Below are 16,968 nucleotides of genomic sequence, written 5' to 3' on the forward strand. Positions count from 1 at the left end.
CAGCTTCACCGCTCCTTGCGTCAGGTCGGGCCGCGGCCCGCCGATGGGACGCAGGACCGGACCGTCCGGGAGGAGGAAGCCATGCCCACCAGCGCCCCGGGCGACGTCGTCGCCGCCGTGCTGCACGCCGCCGCCGCGGACCCCGGCACGGCCCTGCTGGTGGTCGAGCTGTCCGCGGTCGGGGAGCCGGCCGTGCGGTGGAGCAACTCGGGAGCCACCCAGCTCCTCGGCCTCGCGGGTTCGGACCTGCAGGGCGAGCCGCTGCGCGACCACATGACCTCGCCCGACGGCGACTCCCTCGCCGCGATGTTCCGCCGGGAGCGGCCGACGACCACCCTGGTGACGTTGCGGACCGCTGTCGGGGAGAGCGTGGCGTGCCGGGTGCGGTCGACGCCGGCGCCGGGCGGACGCCTGTGGGCGCTGCGGGTCGACCCCGCGCAGTCCGAGCTGGAGCTGGCGCTGCGCGCCTCGGCGGACGCGCACGAGCAACGGTTCAAGGTGCTGGCGGAGCGCTCGCCGGTGCCGACCCTGATGTCGGAGCAGGGCATGCGCCTGGGCCACGTCAACGACGCCCTGTGCACCCTGCTGGGCGTCACGGCCGACAAGCTGATCGGGACCGGGTGGATGGCCTACGTGCACCACGACGACCTCGAGCCCATCGCCGCCACGGTCGTGGCCGTGCTCGCCGGCGAGGAGTGCGAGCTGCAGGCGCGCTTCCTCAACAGCAGGCGGGAGGTCCGCCACACCGACATGAGGTTCACGCCGCTGCGGACCCCGGGCCTGGGGGACGGCTTCGTCGCGACCCTCGAGGACATCACCGAGCGACGGGCGTTCGAGGACCAGCTCAACCACCAGGCCACGCACGACTCGTTGACCGGGCTCCCCCGCCGGTCCCGGTTGTGGGAGCACGTCAACGCGGCGATGGCCACGCCCGACGCAGGGCTCGCCTGCATGTTCCTCGACCTCGACAACTTCAAGGTCGTCAACGACAGCCTCGGCCACACCGCGGGCGACGCGCTCCTCGTCGAGATCGCCCACCGGCTCACCGGTGCGGTCCGGCCGGGCGACCTGGTGGCGCGCTTCGGCGGCGACGAGTTCGTCGTCGCCTGCGCGACCACCAGCCTGGACGGGGCGGTCGACGTGGCCGACCGGATCCTGCGGGTGCTCTCCGAGCCGGTCGTGCTCAACGGCGTGGAGATCCGTCCCCGCGGCTCCATCGGCGTCGTGCTGCGCGGTCCGGACCACCACAGCGCGGACGACCTGATCCGGGACTGCGACATCGCGATGTACCAGGCCAAGTCCCGCGGCAAGGGCCGGATCATGGTGCTCGACGAGAGCGCGCGCAGCGCCGCCCACGACACCCTCACCCTGGTGGCGGACCTGCGCCAGGCGATCGAGGAACGACAGATCACCCTCCACTACCAACCGATCGTGGAGTACGGCGACCACCGCCCGCACCTGGTCTCGGCCGAGGCGCTGGCGCGTTGGCAGCACCCCCGCCGCGGATCGGTTCCCGCCGACCTCTTCGTCCGGCTCGCGGAGGAGCACGGCCTGGTGCGCGAGCTCAGCGAGCTGGTGCTGGAGACGGCCTGCCGAGCGCTGACGGCGTGGCGGGTGCAGCTCGGCCCGCTCGCGCCGGCGCGCGTCAACGTGAACCTGTCGGCGTTGCAGATGAGCGACAACCTGCTGGTCCAGACCGTCCAGCAGACCCTGCGGCGCTGCGGGCTTCGTCCCGAGCAGCTGTGCGTGGAGATCACCGAGTCCGCCCTGATGATGGATCCGGACACCGCGTCGACGATCCTGCGCGAGATGCGCGAGCACGGCGTGCAGGTCGCGATCGACGACTTCGGCACCGGCTACTCGTCGCTGGCCTACCTGCAACGGCTGCCCGTCAGCTACCTGAAGGTGGACCGCTCGTTCGTCGCCGAGCTCGAGGACGGGCACACCGCGGTGGCACAGGCCGTCATCAGCCTGGCCCACAACCTCGGGATCGGCGTGGTCGCCGAAGGCGTGGAGACCGCGGTCCAGCAGACGATGCTCACCGAGATGAACTGCTCGGTGATGCAGGGATTCGCGATCAGCCCGCCCCTGCCCGAACGCTCGTTCGTGGAGTGGTGTCGCACCACCTTCCCCCTGACCCAGGGGGCGCTGCTGTGACGCGCACGGCCCTCGACATCGACGAGGTCCTCGACGGGCTGGACCAGCTGTCCTCGCAGCGCCCGGTCGCGGCGCGGATCGTCGCCACCTGCAACAGCGACAGCGCGGGCGCCGCCGAGCTCGCTGCCGTCCTCGGCGCGGACATGGCGCTCGCGGCCCGGGTGATGAAGCTGGCCAACTCCGCCTACTTCGGGCTGTCCGGCCGGGTCACCAGCCTGCAGCTCGCCGTCACCGTCGTCGGGTTCAACACCGTGCGCTCGGTCGCCACCGTGGCGCTCGCCGGCATCGACGACGCGCAGCACCTGCCCGACGACTTCTGGACCACGTCGGTGCACCTGGCCGCTGCCGCGGGCGCGCTGGGGCCACGGTTCCAGGTGACGACGGCGGACGCCCTCAGCCTGGGCCTGCTCGCCCAGCTCGGGGCCGCGCTCCTGCACCAGGCGGATCCCGAGGGGTACGCCGAGCTGCTCGGCTCGACCGCGCTCGGGGTCGAGCGGTTCCGCGCCGAGGCCGACCGCTACGGGATCTGCTCGCCCCAGCTCACCGCCGAGGCGCTGGCCCAGTGGCACTTCCCCGCCGGCATGGTCGACGCACTGCGGGCCGTCGCGTCCGGCGCCGACGGGGCCCTGCTCCGCACGGCGTACGAGATGACCGCCCGGCTGCTGCACCCACGGCACCGGAAGGTGGCGCTCGACCGGGTCTCGGACGGCCAGCTGACCGAGGCGCAGGCGCCCGCACGCCTGATGGCCATCCGCTCGGACGTCCTGCAGCTGCAGGCGGCGCTGGGCCTTTGACCTACCAGCTGCCGCCGAACGCGGCCTCGGTGTTGGCGTCGATCGCGGCGCACAGCTCACCCAGGTCGTCGCCGCGCTCGGCCGCCATGTGTCGCACGGTCAGCGGGACGAGGTACGACGCATTGGTGCGCCCACGGTGGGGCGCGGGCGTGAGGTAGGGCGCGTCGGTCTCGACCAGCACCCGGTCACGGGGCGTGATCCGCAGCGCCTCGCGCAGCGGCTCGGCGTTCTTGAACGTCACCGTGCCGGCGAAGGACAGGTGTGCGCCGCGGTCCAGGCAGGCGCGGGCGAACGCGGCGTCGCCGGAGAAGCAGTGCATCACCCAGCGTTCGGGTGCGCCCTCGCCGTCGATCACCTCGAGCACCTCGTCGTGGGTGTCGCGGTCGTGGATGACCAGCGTCTTGCCGAGCCGCTTGGCGATGTCGATGTGCCGGCGGAAGGACTCCACCTGCACGGCCCGCCCGTCCTCGCCGGTCCGGAAGGCGTCGAGCCCGGTCTCCCCCACCGCGCGCACCTTCGCGTGCGCGCCGGCGAGCTGCTCGATCTCGTCCCACGCGGCCTCGAGCGCGGCCCGTCCGCCGTCGGCGAGGATCCGGGGCGCCTCGTTGGGGTGCAGCGCGACGCCGGCGACGAGCTCCGGGTGCTCCGCCGCGGCCGCGACGGCCCACCGGGCACCGGGCAGGTCGCAGCCGATCTGCACGATCCGTCGTACGCCGACCGCCACCGCCGCGTCGATCGCCTCCCGCGCGTCCCAGGCCCCGGCGCCCCGGCCGATGTCGAGGTGGCAGTGGTTGTCGACGACCGGGTGCGGCAGCGGCTCCGGGACGGGCGGGCGCTCCTCGCTCACGAGGCGGCAGCCTGCGCGTGGTCGACCCGGTCCAAGATCGCCTCGGCCAGCGCCTCGGGCGCCTGGGTGGGGATCCAGTGGGACACGCCCTCCAGCGGCACGAAGCGGAACGGTGCGTCCACCCAGTCGCCGGCGTGCTCGGCACCCCAGCGGGCCAGCGCGACGTCCTGGTCGCTCCACACCATCGTGGTCGGGACGCTGACCCGGCGGCGCATCAGGCGCGGGTCGCCCAGCGGCAGGGCGCGGTACCAGTTGAGCGCGGTCGGCAGTGCGCCGTCCGCGACGATCTCGGAGCGGAACCGGGCCACGTCGTCGGCGGTGAACCCGGCCGAGCGGAGCTGACGGGCAGCGATGTCGCCCGTCCGGCTGAGCACCAGCTCGGGCAGGCGCGGGAGCTGGAAGGCCAGCATGTACCAGGACTTCAGCAGCTGGCCGGAGCGCAGCATCGCGGTGAGGAACGCCTGCGGGTGCGGTACCGAGACGGCGGTCAGCGACGCGACCCGGTCGGGGTGGTGGGCAGCCAGCAGCCAGGCCGGGACGGCGCCCCAGTCGTGGCCGACGACATGGGCCTTGCCGGTCGGGCCGGCGGCGGCGTCGACCAGTGCGAGGACGTCGGCCATCAGCTCGCTGCCGCGGTAGTCGCGGCGGCGCCGCGGCCGGGCGCCGCGGGAGTAGCCGCGCTGGTCCATCGCGACGGTGCGGTAGCCCGCCGCGTTCAGCAACGGGGCGACGAACCGCCACGAGGTCGAGCGCTCGGGGAAGCCGTGCAGCAGGACGACGACCTCGCCGTCGCGCGGGCCCTCGTCGAGGACGTCGAAGACCAGTCCGTCGCGGGTCAGGGTCGTCAGCTCAGCCATCGATGTGCACCACCTGGTAGACGTCGCGTTTGGGGAGTCCAGCCTGCCCGGCCACCACGGCGATGGCCTCCTTGCGCCGCATGCCGGACTCCTCGAGGTCGGCCACCGCGGCGCGCAGGCTGTCGGGGTCGGTCGCGATCGCGGCGCCGGGGGTGGCGCCGGTGACGACGATGGTGACCTCGCCGCGGACTCCCTCGGCGGCCCAGTCGACGAGGGCGCCGAGCCCGTCGCGGCGTACCTCCTCGTGGGTCTTGGTCAGCTCGCGGCACACGGCGGCGGCCCGGTCGGCACCGAAGGCGTCCCGCATCGCCTCCAGCGCAGCCTGGGTGCGGTGCGGTGCCTCGAAGAACACCATCGTGCGCTGCTCGGTGGCGAGGTCGGCGAGCCGGCGCGAGCGCTCCCCCGCCTTGCGGGGCAAGAAGCCCTCGAAGCAGAACCGGTCGACGGGCAGGCCGGAGACGGCGAGCGCGGTGAGCACAGCGGACGGACCGGGGACGGCGGTCACCCGGATCCCGGCCTCGACCGCCGCGGCCACCAGCCGGTAGCCCGGGTCGGACACGCTGGGCATGCCGGCGTCGGTCACCAGGACCACCCGCTCGCCGTTCTCGAGGGCCTCCACGAGGGTCGGGGTGCGGGCGGCCTCGTTGCCCTCGAAGTAGGAGACGACCCGACCGGACAGCTCGATGCCGAGGTCGGTGACCAGCCGGCGCAGCCGGCGGGTGTCCTCGGCCGCGACGACGTCGGCGTCGGCCAGCTCCTCGGCGAGCCGGGGCGGCGCGTCGCCGACCTGGCCGATCGGCGTACCCGCCAGCACCAGGACTCCACTCACGTCACGATCCTTGCAGATGGGGCACGTAGGGTTTCCCCCCGTGACCGTCGTCGGCCTCTCCCGCACCGCTCTCGGCCGCCGGGTGCCGCTGGCGGTCGAGCGCGCGGTGAGCCCCGTCCGTCGCCTGTCCGCGCGGCAGCGCCTGGTCGGGTGGCTCGGCCCGATCGCCCTGACCCTGCTGGCGTTCGGGATGCGCCTCATCGGCCTGGGCAACCCCCACCGGTTCGCCTTCGACGAGACCTACTACGCCAAGGACGCGTGGTCGCTGCTCAACAACGGCTACATCGAGACCTACCTGACCGACGTCGACGGCAACACCAAGACCGACATCAACGCCGACATCCTCGCCGGGCACACGCAGCACGTGTGGACCGGCGACCCGTCGCTCGCGGTGCACCCCGACGTCGGCAAGTGGCTGATCGCGCTGGGCGAGAAGGCCTTCGGGATGGACCCGTTCGGCTGGCGCATCGCGTCGGCCGTCGCGGGCGCGCTGATGGTGCTGGTCATGTGCCGTCTCGTGCGACGGATGACCGGCTCGACCGTGCTCGGTTGCATCGCCGGCACCCTGCTCATGCTCGACGGCCTGCACTTCGTGCTGTCCCGGCTGGCGCTGCTCGACATCTTCCTCGCGCTCTTCCTGCTGTGCGCGGTCTCGTGCCTCGTGGCCGACCGCGACTGGCACCGCGCGCGGCTGGCGAAGCGCGCGCGGCGTACGGAGGAGGGCGTGGGCCTGACGGGCTGGGGTCCGCGGATCCTGTTCCGACCGTGGCTGCTGGCGGCCGGCGTGTGCTTCGGTCTGGCGCTCGGCACCAAGTGGACGGCGGCGTACCCGCTGGCCGCGCTCGGCGTGCTGTGCTGGCTGTGGAGTGCCGGCGCCCGTCGCTCGCTCGGCATCCGCTGGGCCCTGCCCAAGGGGGCGATCGCCGACGGGATCCCCGCCTTCCTCTCCCTCGTCGTGGTGGCGCTGCTCGTCTACGTCGCCACCTGGGGCGGTTGGCTGGCCCACGCGAAGGAGTACGAGGAGCACCTCAGCTCCACGCAGTACCGGCAGTACACCGGCCAGGGTCACTGCGCGAAGGACACCGACTCCGACGACGAGCACTACGTCGCCGACAACCTCGACACGTCGAGGAAGTGGCCGACCGCGACCGAGAAGGACGCCTCCGGGGTGGGCGAGGTGTGGCAGTCGCTGCGCTCGCTGTGGTACTACCACCAGGACGTCTACACGTTCCACACGCACTTCCTGAACTGCTCGACGCACTTCTACCAGTCCAAGCCGTCGAGCTGGCTGCTGATCAACCGTCCGGTCGGCGTCGCGGTCACCAACGACATCTCCCCCGACGCGCCCGGCTGCGACGCGCCCGCGGACAGCACCTGCATCAAGCAGGTGCTCCTGCTGCCGACGCCGGTGCTGTGGTGGGGCGGCGTGCTCGCGCTGATGTTCGCCGTGGTGATGTGGATCGGCGCCCGGGACTGGCGCTACGGGCTGGCGGTCGTGGGGGCGTTGTCCACCTGGCTGCCCTGGATGATGTACGACGACCGGCCGATCTTCCTGTTCTACGCGATCGCCATCCTGCCGTTCACGATCATCGCGATCACGCTCACCATCGGGACCCTGATCGGGCCCTCGCGCGCCCCGTCCCCCCGTCGTACCGCCGGCGTCGTGGTGAGCGGGGCGTTCGTCGTGCTGACCCTGGTGAACTTCGCCTGGTTCTGGCCGATCTGGACCAACCAGATCCTGACGCACAGCGAGTGGCTGGACCGGATCTGGTTCTCGCGCTGGGTCTGAGGCTGCCCTGCGCCGGTCTGCCCGCCCCGGGCAGGGGTACCGCCCACGGATGGAGATCCCCGCTGACTGCGTCGTGACCGGAGGAGCGGGCTTCCTCGGCTCGTGGCTGTGCGAGCGACTGCTCGCCGAAGGAGCCCGGGTCGTGTGCGTCGACTCGCTCGTGACCGGCAGCACAGCCAACATCGCCCACCTGCGCGAGACGGCCGGCTTCCGGTTCGTCGACGCCGACGTGACGGTCGGCATCCCGGTCGAGGGCCGGGTGGATGCCGTCTTCCACCTCGCCTCGCCGGCGTCCCCGGTGCACTACCAGCGGATGCCGCTGGAGACCCTGCGGGCCGGCTCGCACGGCACCGGCCACGCGCTCGACCTCGCCGCCCGCCACGGGGCCCGGTTCCTGCTCGCCTCGTCCTCGGAGGTGTACGGCGACCCGGAGGAGCACCCGCAGCGCGAGACCTACCGAGGTCGCGTCGACCCCACCGGCCCCCGCAGCATGTACGACGAGGCGAAGCGCTTCGCCGAGGCGCTCACCGTCGCGCACCACGTCGAGCACGGCACCCGCACGGCGATCGCCCGGATCTTCAACACCTACGGGCCGCGGATGGACCCCGAGGACGGCCGGCTCGTGCCGACGCTCATGGTGCAGGCGCTGACCGGGCAACCGCTGACCGTGGCCGGCGACGGCAACCAGACGCGCTCGCTGTGCTGGGTCGGCGACCTGGTCGACGGGCTGCTCCGCCTGGCCTGCTCCGACGAGCCCGGACCGGTGAACCTCGGCAGCGACGACGAGCGGTCGGTCAGCGAGGTCGCCGAGGTGATCCGTCAGGTGACCGGGTCGACGTCCCCGGTGCAGCACGTGCCCCGGGCACCGCAGGATCCCCTCGTGCGCAAGCCGGACCTGACCCGCGCCCGCACCCGGCTGGGCTGGTCGCCGACGACCCCGCTGCGGATGGGGCTGTCCCGGACCGCCGCCTGGTTCGCCGACCAGCTCGCCACCGACCCGCCGCACGCGTCGGTGAGCGCCTGATGCGGATCTCGGTGCTCGGCACCGGGTACCGCGCAGCCACGCACGCCGCGTGCCTGGCGGAGGCCGGCCACGACGTCGTCGGGATCGATCGTGACGTCGCGCGGATCGCGACCCTCGCCGCGGGCCGGGCGCGGACGTGCACTTCGTCTGCGTCGGCACCTCGGGCCACCCGCCTGCCGCGACGCCGACCTGGACCCCGACGGCCTCGGTGCCGTCGTCGCAACCGCAGGGTCGTCGACGCCCGGCGCTGCCTGGACCGCCAGCGGTGGGAGGCGGCCGGCTGAACGGTCAGCACCTGACACCACCGGCGGACGTCAGTCGAGGACGGTGTTGCCCTCGTCGCACTCGGTGCAGCTCCACCACTGCACCAGGAACGACCCGTCGGCACCCCGCGTCGTCGGTCCGCGCACGTGCGCGGTCATGCCGCCGCACGCCAGGCACCGCAGGACCCGACTCTCTGCTTGCGTCCCCGTGCGGTCGGAGACGTCGCCGGGCGGCGGTTCCGGAACGACTGCGAGCAGGGCCCGGATCTCCGGACGCATCAGGCGGATCAGCGTGCGGTTGGGGCGGATGACGGTGAGCCGGGCCCGCTGGGCGGTGGCCCTGCCTCGACAGTTGAGCAGGGCCGTGATGCCTGCGCTGTCCATGAAGCGCACGTGTGCCAGGTCGACGGCGACCAGCCGCGGCGCCGAGCGCAGGCACGCGTTGACCGCGCCCTCGAGGATCTCGCTGGTCGCGGCGACCAGCTCGCCCTCGACGTGGAGGGTGGCGGTGTCAGGGCCGCTCTCGGACGTCACCGTGCACTCGGACAGCCCCTCGGCCACGTGGATCGCCTGGTTCCGGTGATAGTCGAACGCCCAAAGACGGAGACACCTTGACTGGCGAGACACGAGAGGCCCCTGGATGCCTTCGACGCTACGCCGCTCCGGCACAGGAAGCCAGCACTTCGGCCACCGAGATCCGCAGCACGCGCGGGTCCGGCTCGGCCAGCGAGGAGGGCGTCGGCCAGGAGGCACAGGACCGCGTCTGAGCCCGTCGAGGTTGGGGAGGCGCGAGCGTTGCCGGCGGCCGAGCCTCGAGACCCTCGGCTTCGTGCTGGGGGGACTGTGCTCGGGCCTTCGGTTGCGTAGCCGGTTTAGTTCCGAAAGGGCAGCGACGAAGAAGGCGGCGAGGTGGTCGGGTTCCGCGGTCGGGCTACGGTCCCGAGACGCCCTTTCGTGACGGTCGGTGACGTCGGTTCTCCACACCAGTGAATGGGAGTTTCCCCTGTCCCCAGGCGGGTTCTGAACGTTCGCTTCTGATGCTCCTATGGTTGTCAAGCGGCTTGGAGCCAGGTTCGGTAGCGCTGGGTGAACTCGCGGTCGAACGCGACTCCGCGTTCGATGCGGCTGACATGGTTCAGGGTGGTGCCGAGCTGTTCGACCACGACTCGGATAGGCAGGTTCTTCTCGCGTCGGATGCGTCGTAGGTCGGCGATTCCGGTAAGCGCGTTCGGGTTCTGGAGCAGCTTGAACACCTCGCGGGCGATGGCGCGTTTGAGGATTCGCAGGATCTCGGGGTTGCTGCGGTTCTTGGCGCGCTGGGTGGCGACGAACTCGCGGGTGCGGGGGTCGCTGGCCATCCGCACGGTCGCGATCGTGTGCAGCGCGGAGTTGGCGTGACGATCCCCGCCACGAGAGAGCCGGTATCGGGTGGTCTTGCCCGACGATGCCGGGACCGGTGCGGTGCCGCACAGGGCAGCGAAGGATGTCTCGCTGGCCAGGCGCTCGGGGTTGCCGCCCGCGGTGAGGAGCAGCTGCGCAGCGGTCACCGGTCCGATGCCGCGTGCCGAGATCAGGTTCAGGTTGATCGCCGCGACCAGGCCGCGGAGCTGGTCGTCGAGCAGCTCGATCTGCTGGCCGAGGAACCGGTGGCGCTGGGCCAGCATCTTCAACCCGAGCAGCACGGTGGCCACCACTCCACCGCGGGAGCCGGGGCGGCAGGCAGCGAGCGCGTCGATCAACCGCTTGTCGCTCAGCTTCCGGTACCTCTCACGGATCTCGACGGGCGCGGTGATCAACTGTGCGTGAATCTGGTTCATCGCCGCAGTACGTGCCTTGGCGGCTGAACGTCGCGTGCTGAGAAGCGCTCGAAGTCCCTCGACGTCCTCGGCCTTCGGCGCGGTCTTCGCGCGACCGGTCATGGCGGCACGGGCCGCCTGGTAAGCGTCGATCAGGTCGGACTTGCCCTGCATCCGCCGCACCGTGGCTTCGGGACGGATCACCTCCCGCACCGCGATCCCGGCCGTGCGGGCCACAACGGCCAGCCCTGCTCCGTAGGAGCTGGTGCCTTCGATCCCGAAGACCTGTACCGAACCGAACGACGCGAGGAAGGCCAAGGCGTCGCGGTAGCCCGCCGGCGTCGTGGGGAACTCGCCGTCGCCGAGATCGCGACCGTAGCCGTCGATCGCGGCCACGTGGATCGTGTCGGCGTGGGTGTCAGCGCCCGCGAAGACGGCAGGGGTCACTGGTCGTGTCGCTGTCATGATGGAGCTGCCTTCCGTGTCGTACCGATGTGGATGGTCGACGCCGGTCGGGCGAGCAGACAGGACATTGATGAGGCGCTTGCCAGGCTCTTATTAGGTCATGTCCGCCCGGCCGGCGCGCGGGGTCCCGACCGCCGGCCGGACCACAAGATGGTCAACCCAGCAGGGCGACAGTCGGAGGCTGAGGCACGACGATCGGGACCTCTTCACTACTCCACAGGGAGCAGCGAAGACCAGCATCAATGTCGGAGGTGGGTGGGAGAATTCAGTCATGGATCTCGGAACCCGGCCCCGTTCGACAGCGGCTCTGCTGTCCGGGCTGCGTGCCGAGGTCGAAGCCCGCCAGGCCTCCCTGGTCCGCGAATGGGCGACGATCGTGGAGTGGGCCGGCGACCACATCGTCACCGGACCCGAAGGTGCGGCGACGATGACCGAGGGCTACCTCGACACCGGCGTGCCCATCGCTGGCCCCGGCGCACCACTGGTGTCGGAGTTCGCGTTGATGGAGCTCGTCGCCGTCCTCGGCCGCACCCCCGACGGCGGCAAGGCCTACGTCGGACGGGTCATCGAGTGCGCGTGGCGACTCCCCAACGTCTACGAGGCGGTGGTGGCGGGACGGCTGGCTCCGTGGCGGGCCGAGCGGATCGCCGACCTCACCCACGCTCTGAGCGCTGAGGCGGCGGGGTTCGTGGACCGGCAGCTGTGGAACGCCTCCGGCGTCGGGTGGGCCCAGCTCGAACGCCTCGTCGCCGAAGCCGTGCTGCGGTTCGACCCCGACAAGGCGGAGGCCGACCGCCAGAAGGCTGCCGACCACCGGCACTTCGACATCAGTGACGTGGACGAGCACGGGCTGGTGCACCTCGACGGGCTCCTGGATGCCGCCGACGGGCACGACCTCGACCTCGCGGTCGCCCGTCGGGCGGAGGTGCTGGGCCGGTTGGGTGACGAGAGCTCGTTGGACGTGCGGCGGTCGAAAGCGGCTGCCGAGCTCGCCCGCCACGACCTGGCCCTCGACCTGCTGGTCCCGGACCCCGCCACCGGGGAGGTCGTCGCGACCGTCCCCGGCCGCAAGGTCGTCCTCAACGTCCACGTCACCGACACGACTCTTGCTGGCCGGAACCCGGTCGGTCGGTGGGACGAAGGCCGCTGCCCGATCAGCACCACCCAGATCAAGGAGTGGCTCCGGGCCCGGCACACCACCGTGATCGTCCGGCCGGTGATCGACCTGGCCGACCATCTCCCCGTCACGGCCTACGAGATCCCCGACCGCCACAAGACAAGGGTCGTGTTGCGGGACCACACCTGCCGGTTCCCCCACTGCACCCGCCCCGCGACCCGGTGCGACATCGACCACGCGAAGCCCCACGACCAGGGCGGACCGACCTGCCCCTGCAACCTCGTCCCACTCTGCCGACGGCACCACCGCGCCAAGACCCACTCGACCTGGCGGTACGAGTCCCCGATGCCCGGGTCCTACGTGTGGACCAGTCCCAACGGCTACCGGTTCCGGGTCGACCACCGCGGCACCCACCCCGTGCACGACACCGGCGACCCCAGCCCGCCGGACGAGTAGCGACCCCGCCCCACACCCCGCAGGACCCTGTGCCTGTGGGGTCGCTGGCATGCGCGCCGGCGGGCCGGGAGCTCGCGATCAGTGGTGCCGCAGGGCGTCGATCAGCTCGCCCTTGTTCATCGAGGAGCGGCCGTCGATGTCGAGCTCGCGGGCGCGCTTGCGCAGCTTGTCGACGGTCCAGTCCTCGTAGTCGCCGGCCTTGCCGCCCCGGCGGCCGACCTTGCTGGCGCCCTCGGAGGCCATGGCGTTGGAGATCCGGGCGGCCTTCTCCTTGCTGGCGCCGTCCTTGCGGATCTCCTCGTAGGCGTCCGGGTTCTTGATGCCGGGTCCGTGCTTCTTGCCGGGCATGTCTCCACCTCCTGCTCTCGAGGGATTCCACGTACCTCCCGGCGTTACCCGCGCAGGGGCGCGAGAGACGTGCCTTCGGCGATCCGCACCTCCTGGGCTTCGTGGTCGATCTCCACGCCCGCGCCGAGCTCGACGATGCGCGCGTGGCGGTGCAGCCAGTGGATGACAGCAGCGACGACGGCCGGGCCGGGCTCACTGCGGCGGTCGTAGCCGAAGAGGGCGCCGGGGCGGCCGGGGCCGACGAGGAGGGCGACCACGCGGTGCTCGCCTGGCCCGTCGGGCGCGCCGACCATGCGCAGGTCGAGGATCTTCGAGCGACGGGGCAGGTTCGGGCACCGGACCGGGATGCCGAGGAGGTCGCCGACCCGGCAGCGGCGGGGATCGGCGGCCCGGTCGTGGGCCATGCGGTGCAGCAGGCCGTGGGCCGGCTGGGAGAGGCGTACGTCGCTCGAGACCTCCTCGACGAGATCGAAGTCGACGACGAGGGGAAGGTCCTGGTCGGCGGCCGCCTCACGGACCAGCCGGTGCGCACGGGCCAACCCGGCACCGAGGCGGCGGCCGAAGCGCGGCAGCAGGGCAGGCAGGCCCATCAGCAGTGCCGTCGGCACCAGTGCTCCGTCGTCCTCGATGAAGAGCTCGACGTCGTCGACCTTGCCGACCAGGCGGTCGTCGGCACCGACCACCTGCCGGTCGAGGAGGTGCAGCCCCACGTCGTACCCGTTGCGCTCGGCGAGCGTTCCCATCAGCCCACGCCCCTCTCAGCCCTGTCCCATCGACGTCACGACCATCAGCGGGATCGCGGCGAACGCCGCGATCGTGATGACGACGAGGTAGAACACCCCGAGCGCGTTGGCGACCGGCCCGTTGACGTGCTCACCGAGGTAGTCGGGGTCGTTGGCGACCACGAGGATCGGGAAGTACGTCAACGGCAGCGCGACCGCCGAGAACACCACCGAGATCTCGGTGACCATGATCGGGTCGACCCCGGTGAGCAGGACGCCGGCGGCGACCACGGTCGCGAGCAGCAGGATGATGTGGAAGCCGGCCGCCTCCTTCGGGCGCACGAACTTGCCCCACTGGAAGCCGAAGTACTGCGCCAGGCTGTAGCCGGTCGACAGCCCGGTCTCGCACGCGGCGCCGAAGGTCGCCGCGAAGAAGCCGAGCACGACGACGGCGAGGCCGATCTTGCCGAGCCCGACGGCGACCGGCAGACCGACCTGGCCGAGCGTCTCCACCGAGACGCCGGCGGGCAGGAAGACGGTCGCGGCGCACGCGGCGATCGCGACGGACAGCAGGCCGCCGAGCGGGAAGCCGATGAACACGTTGGCCCGCATCACGCCGATGTCCTTGACGGTCCAGCGCTCCTCGACGCCTCCGCTGGAGAAGAAGAACACCTCGTACGGCGTCATCGCGGCTCCGAAGAGCGCCACCGCGAAGAAGGCGTACGTCGCCCAGCTCTCGGCGCCCGGCTTCTCCGCCGGCGAGAGCTGGGTGGTGAGCTCGCCCCAGTCGGGACCGAGCTGCCAGAGCGCGACCGCGAAGGCGATGAGCGCGAGGCCCATCAGGCCGAGCACGTTCTCGATCGAGGAGAACTTGGCCCGCCACAGGACCAGCCACACCGCGACCGCGACGAACGGGACGATCAGCAGGTGGTGCAGCGAGGAGACCAGCTGCAGCGCGAGGGCCACACCGCCGATCTCCGCGATGAAGGTCAGCAGGGTGACGAGCATCGAGCCGACCAGGTTGAGGAAGCCCATCCGCGGGCCGAGCCGCTCGCGGACGAGGTCGAAGGTGGCGCGGTGGCTGACCGCGGCGATCCGGCCCGACATCTCGGCGAACACGCAGATGCCGACGACACCGAGGACGACGATCCACACCAGCGAGGTCCCGAAGCGGGCGCCCACCTGGGCGTTCGTCACCAGGTCCCCGATGTCGACGAAGCCGCCGATCGCGGTGAGGATGCCCAGCAGCACGGCGAAGTAGCGCTTCACGGCGCCGCCTGCTGCAGCTGGTCGGACAGGTGGTCGAGGCGGTGGACGAGCGCCTTGTCGTCGTACCTCCCGGCGACGGCGTGCGCACGCGCCTCGCTCACCAGGTCGACCGCGTGGTCGAGCAGGTCGAGCACCTGCGCCGCGTCGTCGCGGCGCGAGGCCGGCACCTGCAGGCGCGACAGGTCCTCCTCGGCCTTCGCTGCGGCCTCCTCGGCCTCGGCCACCAGCACGGTCGTGTACGACGACCAGGTGCGCTCCCGGCGCGCCGACTCCAGCGCCAGCCGGGCGGTCGCGACCTCGCTGCCGGCGTCGGTGAGGGCCTGCGTGGCCTGGTCGTCCCAGGCTGTCGCGTCGGGCTTGCTGACGACGCCGCAGCCGGCGAGCAGCAGGAGGACGGGGAGGGCGACGAGGACCGCGACGACGGCCGGTCGCTGCGAGCTCTTCACCTCGTGCGGCCCCGCCAGGGGACCGCAGCCCACATCAGGGTGAAGGCGAGCGCGACCGCCGCCGCGGCGATCAGTGCGGCGCGGGTCCCGAGCACCACGTCGAACACGAGGAGCACGACCGCCGCGGAGACCGCGGCGAGACCGACCAGTCCGGCGAGGGCGCAGCGCTGCGCGGCGGCCACGATCCAGTCGCGGCGGCCCTGCCGGAACAGCAGCCGGTGGTAGCAGACCGGAGCGACGATGACGAGGGTGGTCAGCACCGCGGTGACCAGGATGCCCAGGTAGAGCCGCTGCTGGTTCTCGGTCAGGTCCCCGAACCGGTCGGTGAACGGGACGGTGAGCAAGAAGCCGGTGAGGATCTGCACGCCGGTCTGCATCACCCGGAGCTCCTGGAGCAGCTCGTTGAGGTTCCGGGTGATCTGCTGGGGTGGCCGGCGCCCTTCCTGCGTGCCGACCGGCGCCGTGTTCACGCCCGGTCCTCGACCGTCTCCTCGACGTGCGGGTAGTCCTGCTCGGGGTCGACCTCGACGACCGGCTCGTCGAGCGGCGCCTCGGGGTCGGTCGGCACGTCGGGGTCGTCGGGGACCGGCGGCTCGTCCGGTGCAACGGGTCGCTCGGGGTCGGGGATGGTCATCGTCGCTCCTCCTCTTCGTCCTGGTTGCCGGTGCGGGCGTCCGGACCCGCCTTGCCCTCCTGCACGTCGCGGTCGGTCGGGTGCCCTGCGACGGCGTCCGACGGGGACTCCACCTCGCCGGCGTCGTCGAGGTTGCCCACCTCGGACACCTGTCCCTGCGGGGCGTGCTCGGATTCCTGCGGGTCCGGTCGGTTCGCCATGGCCCGGAGGTACCCGGCTGCAGGGTCAGAACACGGGTTTCCCGCCGGTGACACCGAGCACCGTGCCGGAGACGTACGACGCGTCGGCGGGCGAGGCGAGGAAGACGAACGCGGGTGCCACCTCCGCCGGCTGCCCGGCCCGTCCGAGCGGGGTGTCGGTGCCGAACTGCTCGACCTTCTCCGGCTCCTGGGTGGCCGGCTGCAGCGGCGTCCAGATCGGTCCGGGCGCGACCGCGTTGACCCGAACGCCGTCGCCGCCGAGCGAGGCGGCGAGGTTGACGGTGAGGTTGTTGATCGCGGCCTTGGTGGCGGCGTAGTCGAGCAGGGTCTCGGAGGGCTCGAAGGCCTGGATCGAGGCGTTGTTGACGATGCAGCCGGGGCGCTTGCGCAGGTGGGGAGCGGCAGCGCGGACCAGCCACATCAGCGCGTACAGGTTGGTCTTGAACGTCCGGTCGATCCGGTCGTCGCTGAGGTCGTCGACGGCGTGGTCACGCGCCATCTGGTACCCGGCGTTGTTGACCAGCACGTCGAGGCCGCCCAGCTCGTCGACGGTGCGCCGTACCGCCTCGTCGCAGGCGTCGCTCGTGCGCAGGTCGAGCGGCATCGCCAGCACCCGGCGGCCCGCGGCGCTCACCAGCTCGGAGGTCGCGTCGGCGTCCGGCTGCTCCTCGGGCAGGTGGGTGAAGGCGACGTCGGCGCCCTCCCGGGCGTAGGCGATCGCCACGGCGCGGCCGATCCCGGAGTCGCCTCCGGTGATCAGCGCGACCTGGCCGTCGAGCCGGCCGTGGCCGACGTACGACTGCTCGCCGTGGTCCGGCTCGGGGGTCATCTCCCCGGTCAGTCCCGGGGGTGTCTGCTGCTGGGCGGGGAACGCGGTATCGGTCATCTTCCGCCGTTACCCGGGTGCACCTCCCGGAGTCGGGTACGGCGGGGCCGAGTCGACGGGCGAAGACCG

The 16,968-nt window shown here is 72.0% G+C and carries 19 protein-coding genes; 6 read left to right on the top strand and 13 right to left on the bottom strand.

Annotated features, from left to right (window positions below; all coding sequences use genetic code 11):
* Positions 1-81 precede the first annotated feature (81 nt).
* Both BJ958_RS14800 and BJ958_RS14805 read left to right on the top strand, forming a co-directional pair.
* A complete protein-coding gene (locus BJ958_RS14800; RefSeq protein WP_179727570.1) occupies positions 82-2,157 on the top strand; it encodes a putative bifunctional diguanylate cyclase/phosphodiesterase in 2,076 nt (691 codons plus the stop codon).
* Entirely contained in the window at positions 2,154-2,951 is a 798-nt protein-coding gene (locus BJ958_RS14805; protein WP_179727571.1) for an HDOD domain-containing protein, read from the top strand. Before BJ958_RS14800 ends, BJ958_RS14805 begins: the two co-directional genes overlap by 4 nt.
* A 1-nt stretch (position 2,952) precedes the next feature.
* Here BJ958_RS14805 and BJ958_RS14810 read toward each other — a convergent pair whose 3' ends face one another.
* The 3 genes from BJ958_RS14810 to rsmI are packed head-to-tail and all read right to left on the bottom strand — an operon-like array spanning position 2,953 to position 5,484.
* Complete coding sequence (locus BJ958_RS14810) at positions 2,953-3,798, bottom strand: TatD family hydrolase (protein ID WP_179727573.1); 846 nt, start codon at positions 3,796-3,798, stop codon at positions 2,953-2,955.
* Entirely contained in the window at positions 3,795-4,655 is an 861-nt protein-coding gene (locus tag BJ958_RS14815) for an alpha/beta fold hydrolase (RefSeq protein ID WP_179727575.1), read from the bottom strand. Before BJ958_RS14815 ends, BJ958_RS14810 begins: the two co-directional genes overlap by 4 nt.
* Entirely contained in the window at positions 4,648-5,484 is an 837-nt protein-coding gene (gene rsmI / locus BJ958_RS14820) for a 16S rRNA (cytidine(1402)-2'-O)-methyltransferase (RefSeq protein WP_179727577.1), read from the bottom strand. The genes BJ958_RS14815 and rsmI overlap by 8 nt, the downstream gene beginning before the upstream one ends.
* Positions 5,485-5,524: 40 nt before the next feature.
* Here rsmI and BJ958_RS14825 point away from each other — a divergent pair, with 40 nt between their 5' ends.
* From BJ958_RS14825 to BJ958_RS14835, 3 genes are read left to right on the top strand one after another with little or no spacing between them, the layout of a single operon-like run.
* The gene (locus BJ958_RS14825) at positions 5,525-7,273 is read left to right on the top strand and encodes a dolichyl-phosphate-mannose--protein mannosyltransferase (protein WP_343052693.1); all 1,749 of its coding nucleotides are present in this window, start codon (positions 5,525-5,527) and stop codon (positions 7,271-7,273) included.
* 49 nt (positions 7,274-7,322) lie between these two features.
* Complete coding sequence (locus tag BJ958_RS14830) at positions 7,323-8,297, top strand: NAD-dependent epimerase/dehydratase family protein (protein WP_179727584.1); 975 nt, start codon at positions 7,323-7,325, stop codon at positions 8,295-8,297.
* Complete coding sequence (locus BJ958_RS14835; protein ID WP_179727587.1) at positions 8,297-8,581, top strand: hypothetical protein; 285 nt, start codon at positions 8,297-8,299, stop codon at positions 8,579-8,581. Before BJ958_RS14830 ends, BJ958_RS14835 begins: the two co-directional genes overlap by 1 nt.
* 30 nt (positions 8,582-8,611) lie before the next feature.
* Here BJ958_RS14835 and BJ958_RS29075 read toward each other — a convergent pair whose 3' ends face one another.
* Together BJ958_RS29075 and BJ958_RS14845 are read right to left on the bottom strand one after the other, a co-directional pair.
* Positions 8,612-9,121 (bottom strand): STAS domain-containing protein, encoded by a 510-nt coding sequence (locus tag BJ958_RS29075; protein WP_179727588.1) that lies wholly within the window; start codon positions 9,119-9,121, stop codon positions 8,612-8,614.
* A gap of 491 nt (positions 9,122-9,612) precedes the next feature.
* The gene (locus BJ958_RS14845) at positions 9,613-10,803 is read right to left on the bottom strand and encodes an IS110 family RNA-guided transposase (protein ID WP_179726751.1); all 1,191 of its coding nucleotides are present in this window, start codon (positions 10,801-10,803) and stop codon (positions 9,613-9,615) included.
* A 289-nt stretch (positions 10,804-11,092) separates the two neighbouring features.
* On the opposite strand from BJ958_RS14845, the gene BJ958_RS14850 reads away from it, so the two are divergent.
* On the top strand, positions 11,093-12,394 hold the full coding sequence (locus BJ958_RS14850; RefSeq protein WP_179727590.1) for an HNH endonuclease signature motif containing protein: 1,302 nt from the start codon (positions 11,093-11,095) through the stop codon (positions 12,392-12,394).
* 78 nt (positions 12,395-12,472) lie between these two features.
* Here BJ958_RS14850 and BJ958_RS14855 read toward each other — a convergent pair whose 3' ends face one another.
* From BJ958_RS14855 to BJ958_RS14890, 8 genes are read right to left on the bottom strand one after another with little or no spacing between them, the layout of a single operon-like run.
* The gene (locus BJ958_RS14855; RefSeq protein WP_179727591.1) at positions 12,473-12,742 is read right to left on the bottom strand and encodes a DUF7218 family protein; all 270 of its coding nucleotides are present in this window, start codon (positions 12,740-12,742) and stop codon (positions 12,473-12,475) included.
* Positions 12,743-12,786: 44 nt separating this feature from the next.
* Positions 12,787-13,485, bottom strand: a complete 699-nt coding sequence (locus BJ958_RS14860; protein WP_179727594.1) for a hypothetical protein — start codon at positions 13,483-13,485, stop codon at positions 12,787-12,789.
* 15 nt (positions 13,486-13,500) lie between these two features.
* Entirely contained in the window at positions 13,501-14,733 is a 1,233-nt protein-coding gene (locus BJ958_RS14865; protein ID WP_179727605.1) for a divalent metal cation transporter, read from the bottom strand.
* Complete coding sequence (locus BJ958_RS14870) at positions 14,730-15,179, bottom strand: hypothetical protein (protein ID WP_179727607.1); 450 nt, start codon at positions 15,177-15,179, stop codon at positions 14,730-14,732. Before BJ958_RS14870 ends, BJ958_RS14865 begins: the two co-directional genes overlap by 4 nt.
* A complete protein-coding gene (locus BJ958_RS14875) occupies positions 15,176-15,649 on the bottom strand; it encodes a DUF6328 family protein (RefSeq protein WP_179727609.1) in 474 nt (157 codons plus the stop codon). Before BJ958_RS14875 ends, BJ958_RS14870 begins: the two co-directional genes overlap by 4 nt.
* A complete protein-coding gene (locus BJ958_RS14880) occupies positions 15,646-15,813 on the bottom strand; it encodes a hypothetical protein (RefSeq protein WP_179727610.1) in 168 nt (55 codons plus the stop codon). The genes BJ958_RS14875 and BJ958_RS14880 overlap by 4 nt, the downstream gene beginning before the upstream one ends.
* Positions 15,810-16,013, bottom strand: a complete 204-nt coding sequence (locus BJ958_RS14885; protein WP_179727612.1) for a hypothetical protein — start codon at positions 16,011-16,013, stop codon at positions 15,810-15,812. Before BJ958_RS14885 ends, BJ958_RS14880 begins: the two co-directional genes overlap by 4 nt.
* Positions 16,014-16,038: 25 nt before the next feature.
* Positions 16,039-16,899 carry an SDR family oxidoreductase gene (locus BJ958_RS14890; protein WP_179727614.1) on the bottom strand — a complete coding sequence of 287 codons (861 nt, stop codon included), beginning with the start codon at positions 16,897-16,899 and terminating at the stop codon, positions 16,039-16,041.
* Between the last annotated feature and the right edge of the window lie 69 nt (positions 16,900-16,968).

Source organism: Nocardioides kongjuensis, from assembly GCF_013409625.1.
GTDB lineage: Bacteria > Actinomycetota > Actinomycetes > Propionibacteriales > Nocardioidaceae > Nocardioides > Nocardioides kongjuensis.

Excerpts from the sequence above, each read along its gene's own strand:
- BJ958_RS14800 (WP_179727570.1), top strand. The coding sequence starts at position 82 with ATGCCCACCAGCGCCCCGGGCGACGTCGTCGCCGCCGTGCTGCACGCC.
- BJ958_RS14815 (WP_179727575.1), bottom strand. The coding sequence starts at position 4,655 with ATGGCTGAGCTGACGACCCTGACCCGCGACGGACTGGTCTTCGACGTC.
- BJ958_RS14830 (WP_179727584.1), top strand. The coding sequence starts at position 7,323 with ATGGAGATCCCCGCTGACTGCGTCGTGACCGGAGGAGCGGGCTTCCTC.
- BJ958_RS14835 (WP_179727587.1), top strand. The coding sequence starts at position 8,297 with ATGCGGATCTCGGTGCTCGGCACCGGGTACCGCGCAGCCACGCACGCC.
- BJ958_RS14850 (WP_179727590.1), top strand. The coding sequence starts at position 11,093 with ATGGATCTCGGAACCCGGCCCCGTTCGACAGCGGCTCTGCTGTCCGGG.
- BJ958_RS14855 (WP_179727591.1), bottom strand. The coding sequence starts at position 12,742 with ATGCCCGGCAAGAAGCACGGACCCGGCATCAAGAACCCGGACGCCTAC.
- BJ958_RS14860 (WP_179727594.1), bottom strand. The coding sequence starts at position 13,485 with ATGGGAACGCTCGCCGAGCGCAACGGGTACGACGTGGGGCTGCACCTC.
- BJ958_RS14880 (WP_179727610.1), bottom strand. The coding sequence starts at position 15,813 with ATGACCATCCCCGACCCCGAGCGACCCGTTGCACCGGACGAGCCGCCG.
- BJ958_RS14885 (WP_179727612.1), bottom strand. The coding sequence starts at position 16,013 with ATGGCGAACCGACCGGACCCGCAGGAATCCGAGCACGCCCCGCAGGGA.
- BJ958_RS14890 (WP_179727614.1), bottom strand. The coding sequence starts at position 16,899 with ATGACCGATACCGCGTTCCCCGCCCAGCAGCAGACACCCCCGGGACTG.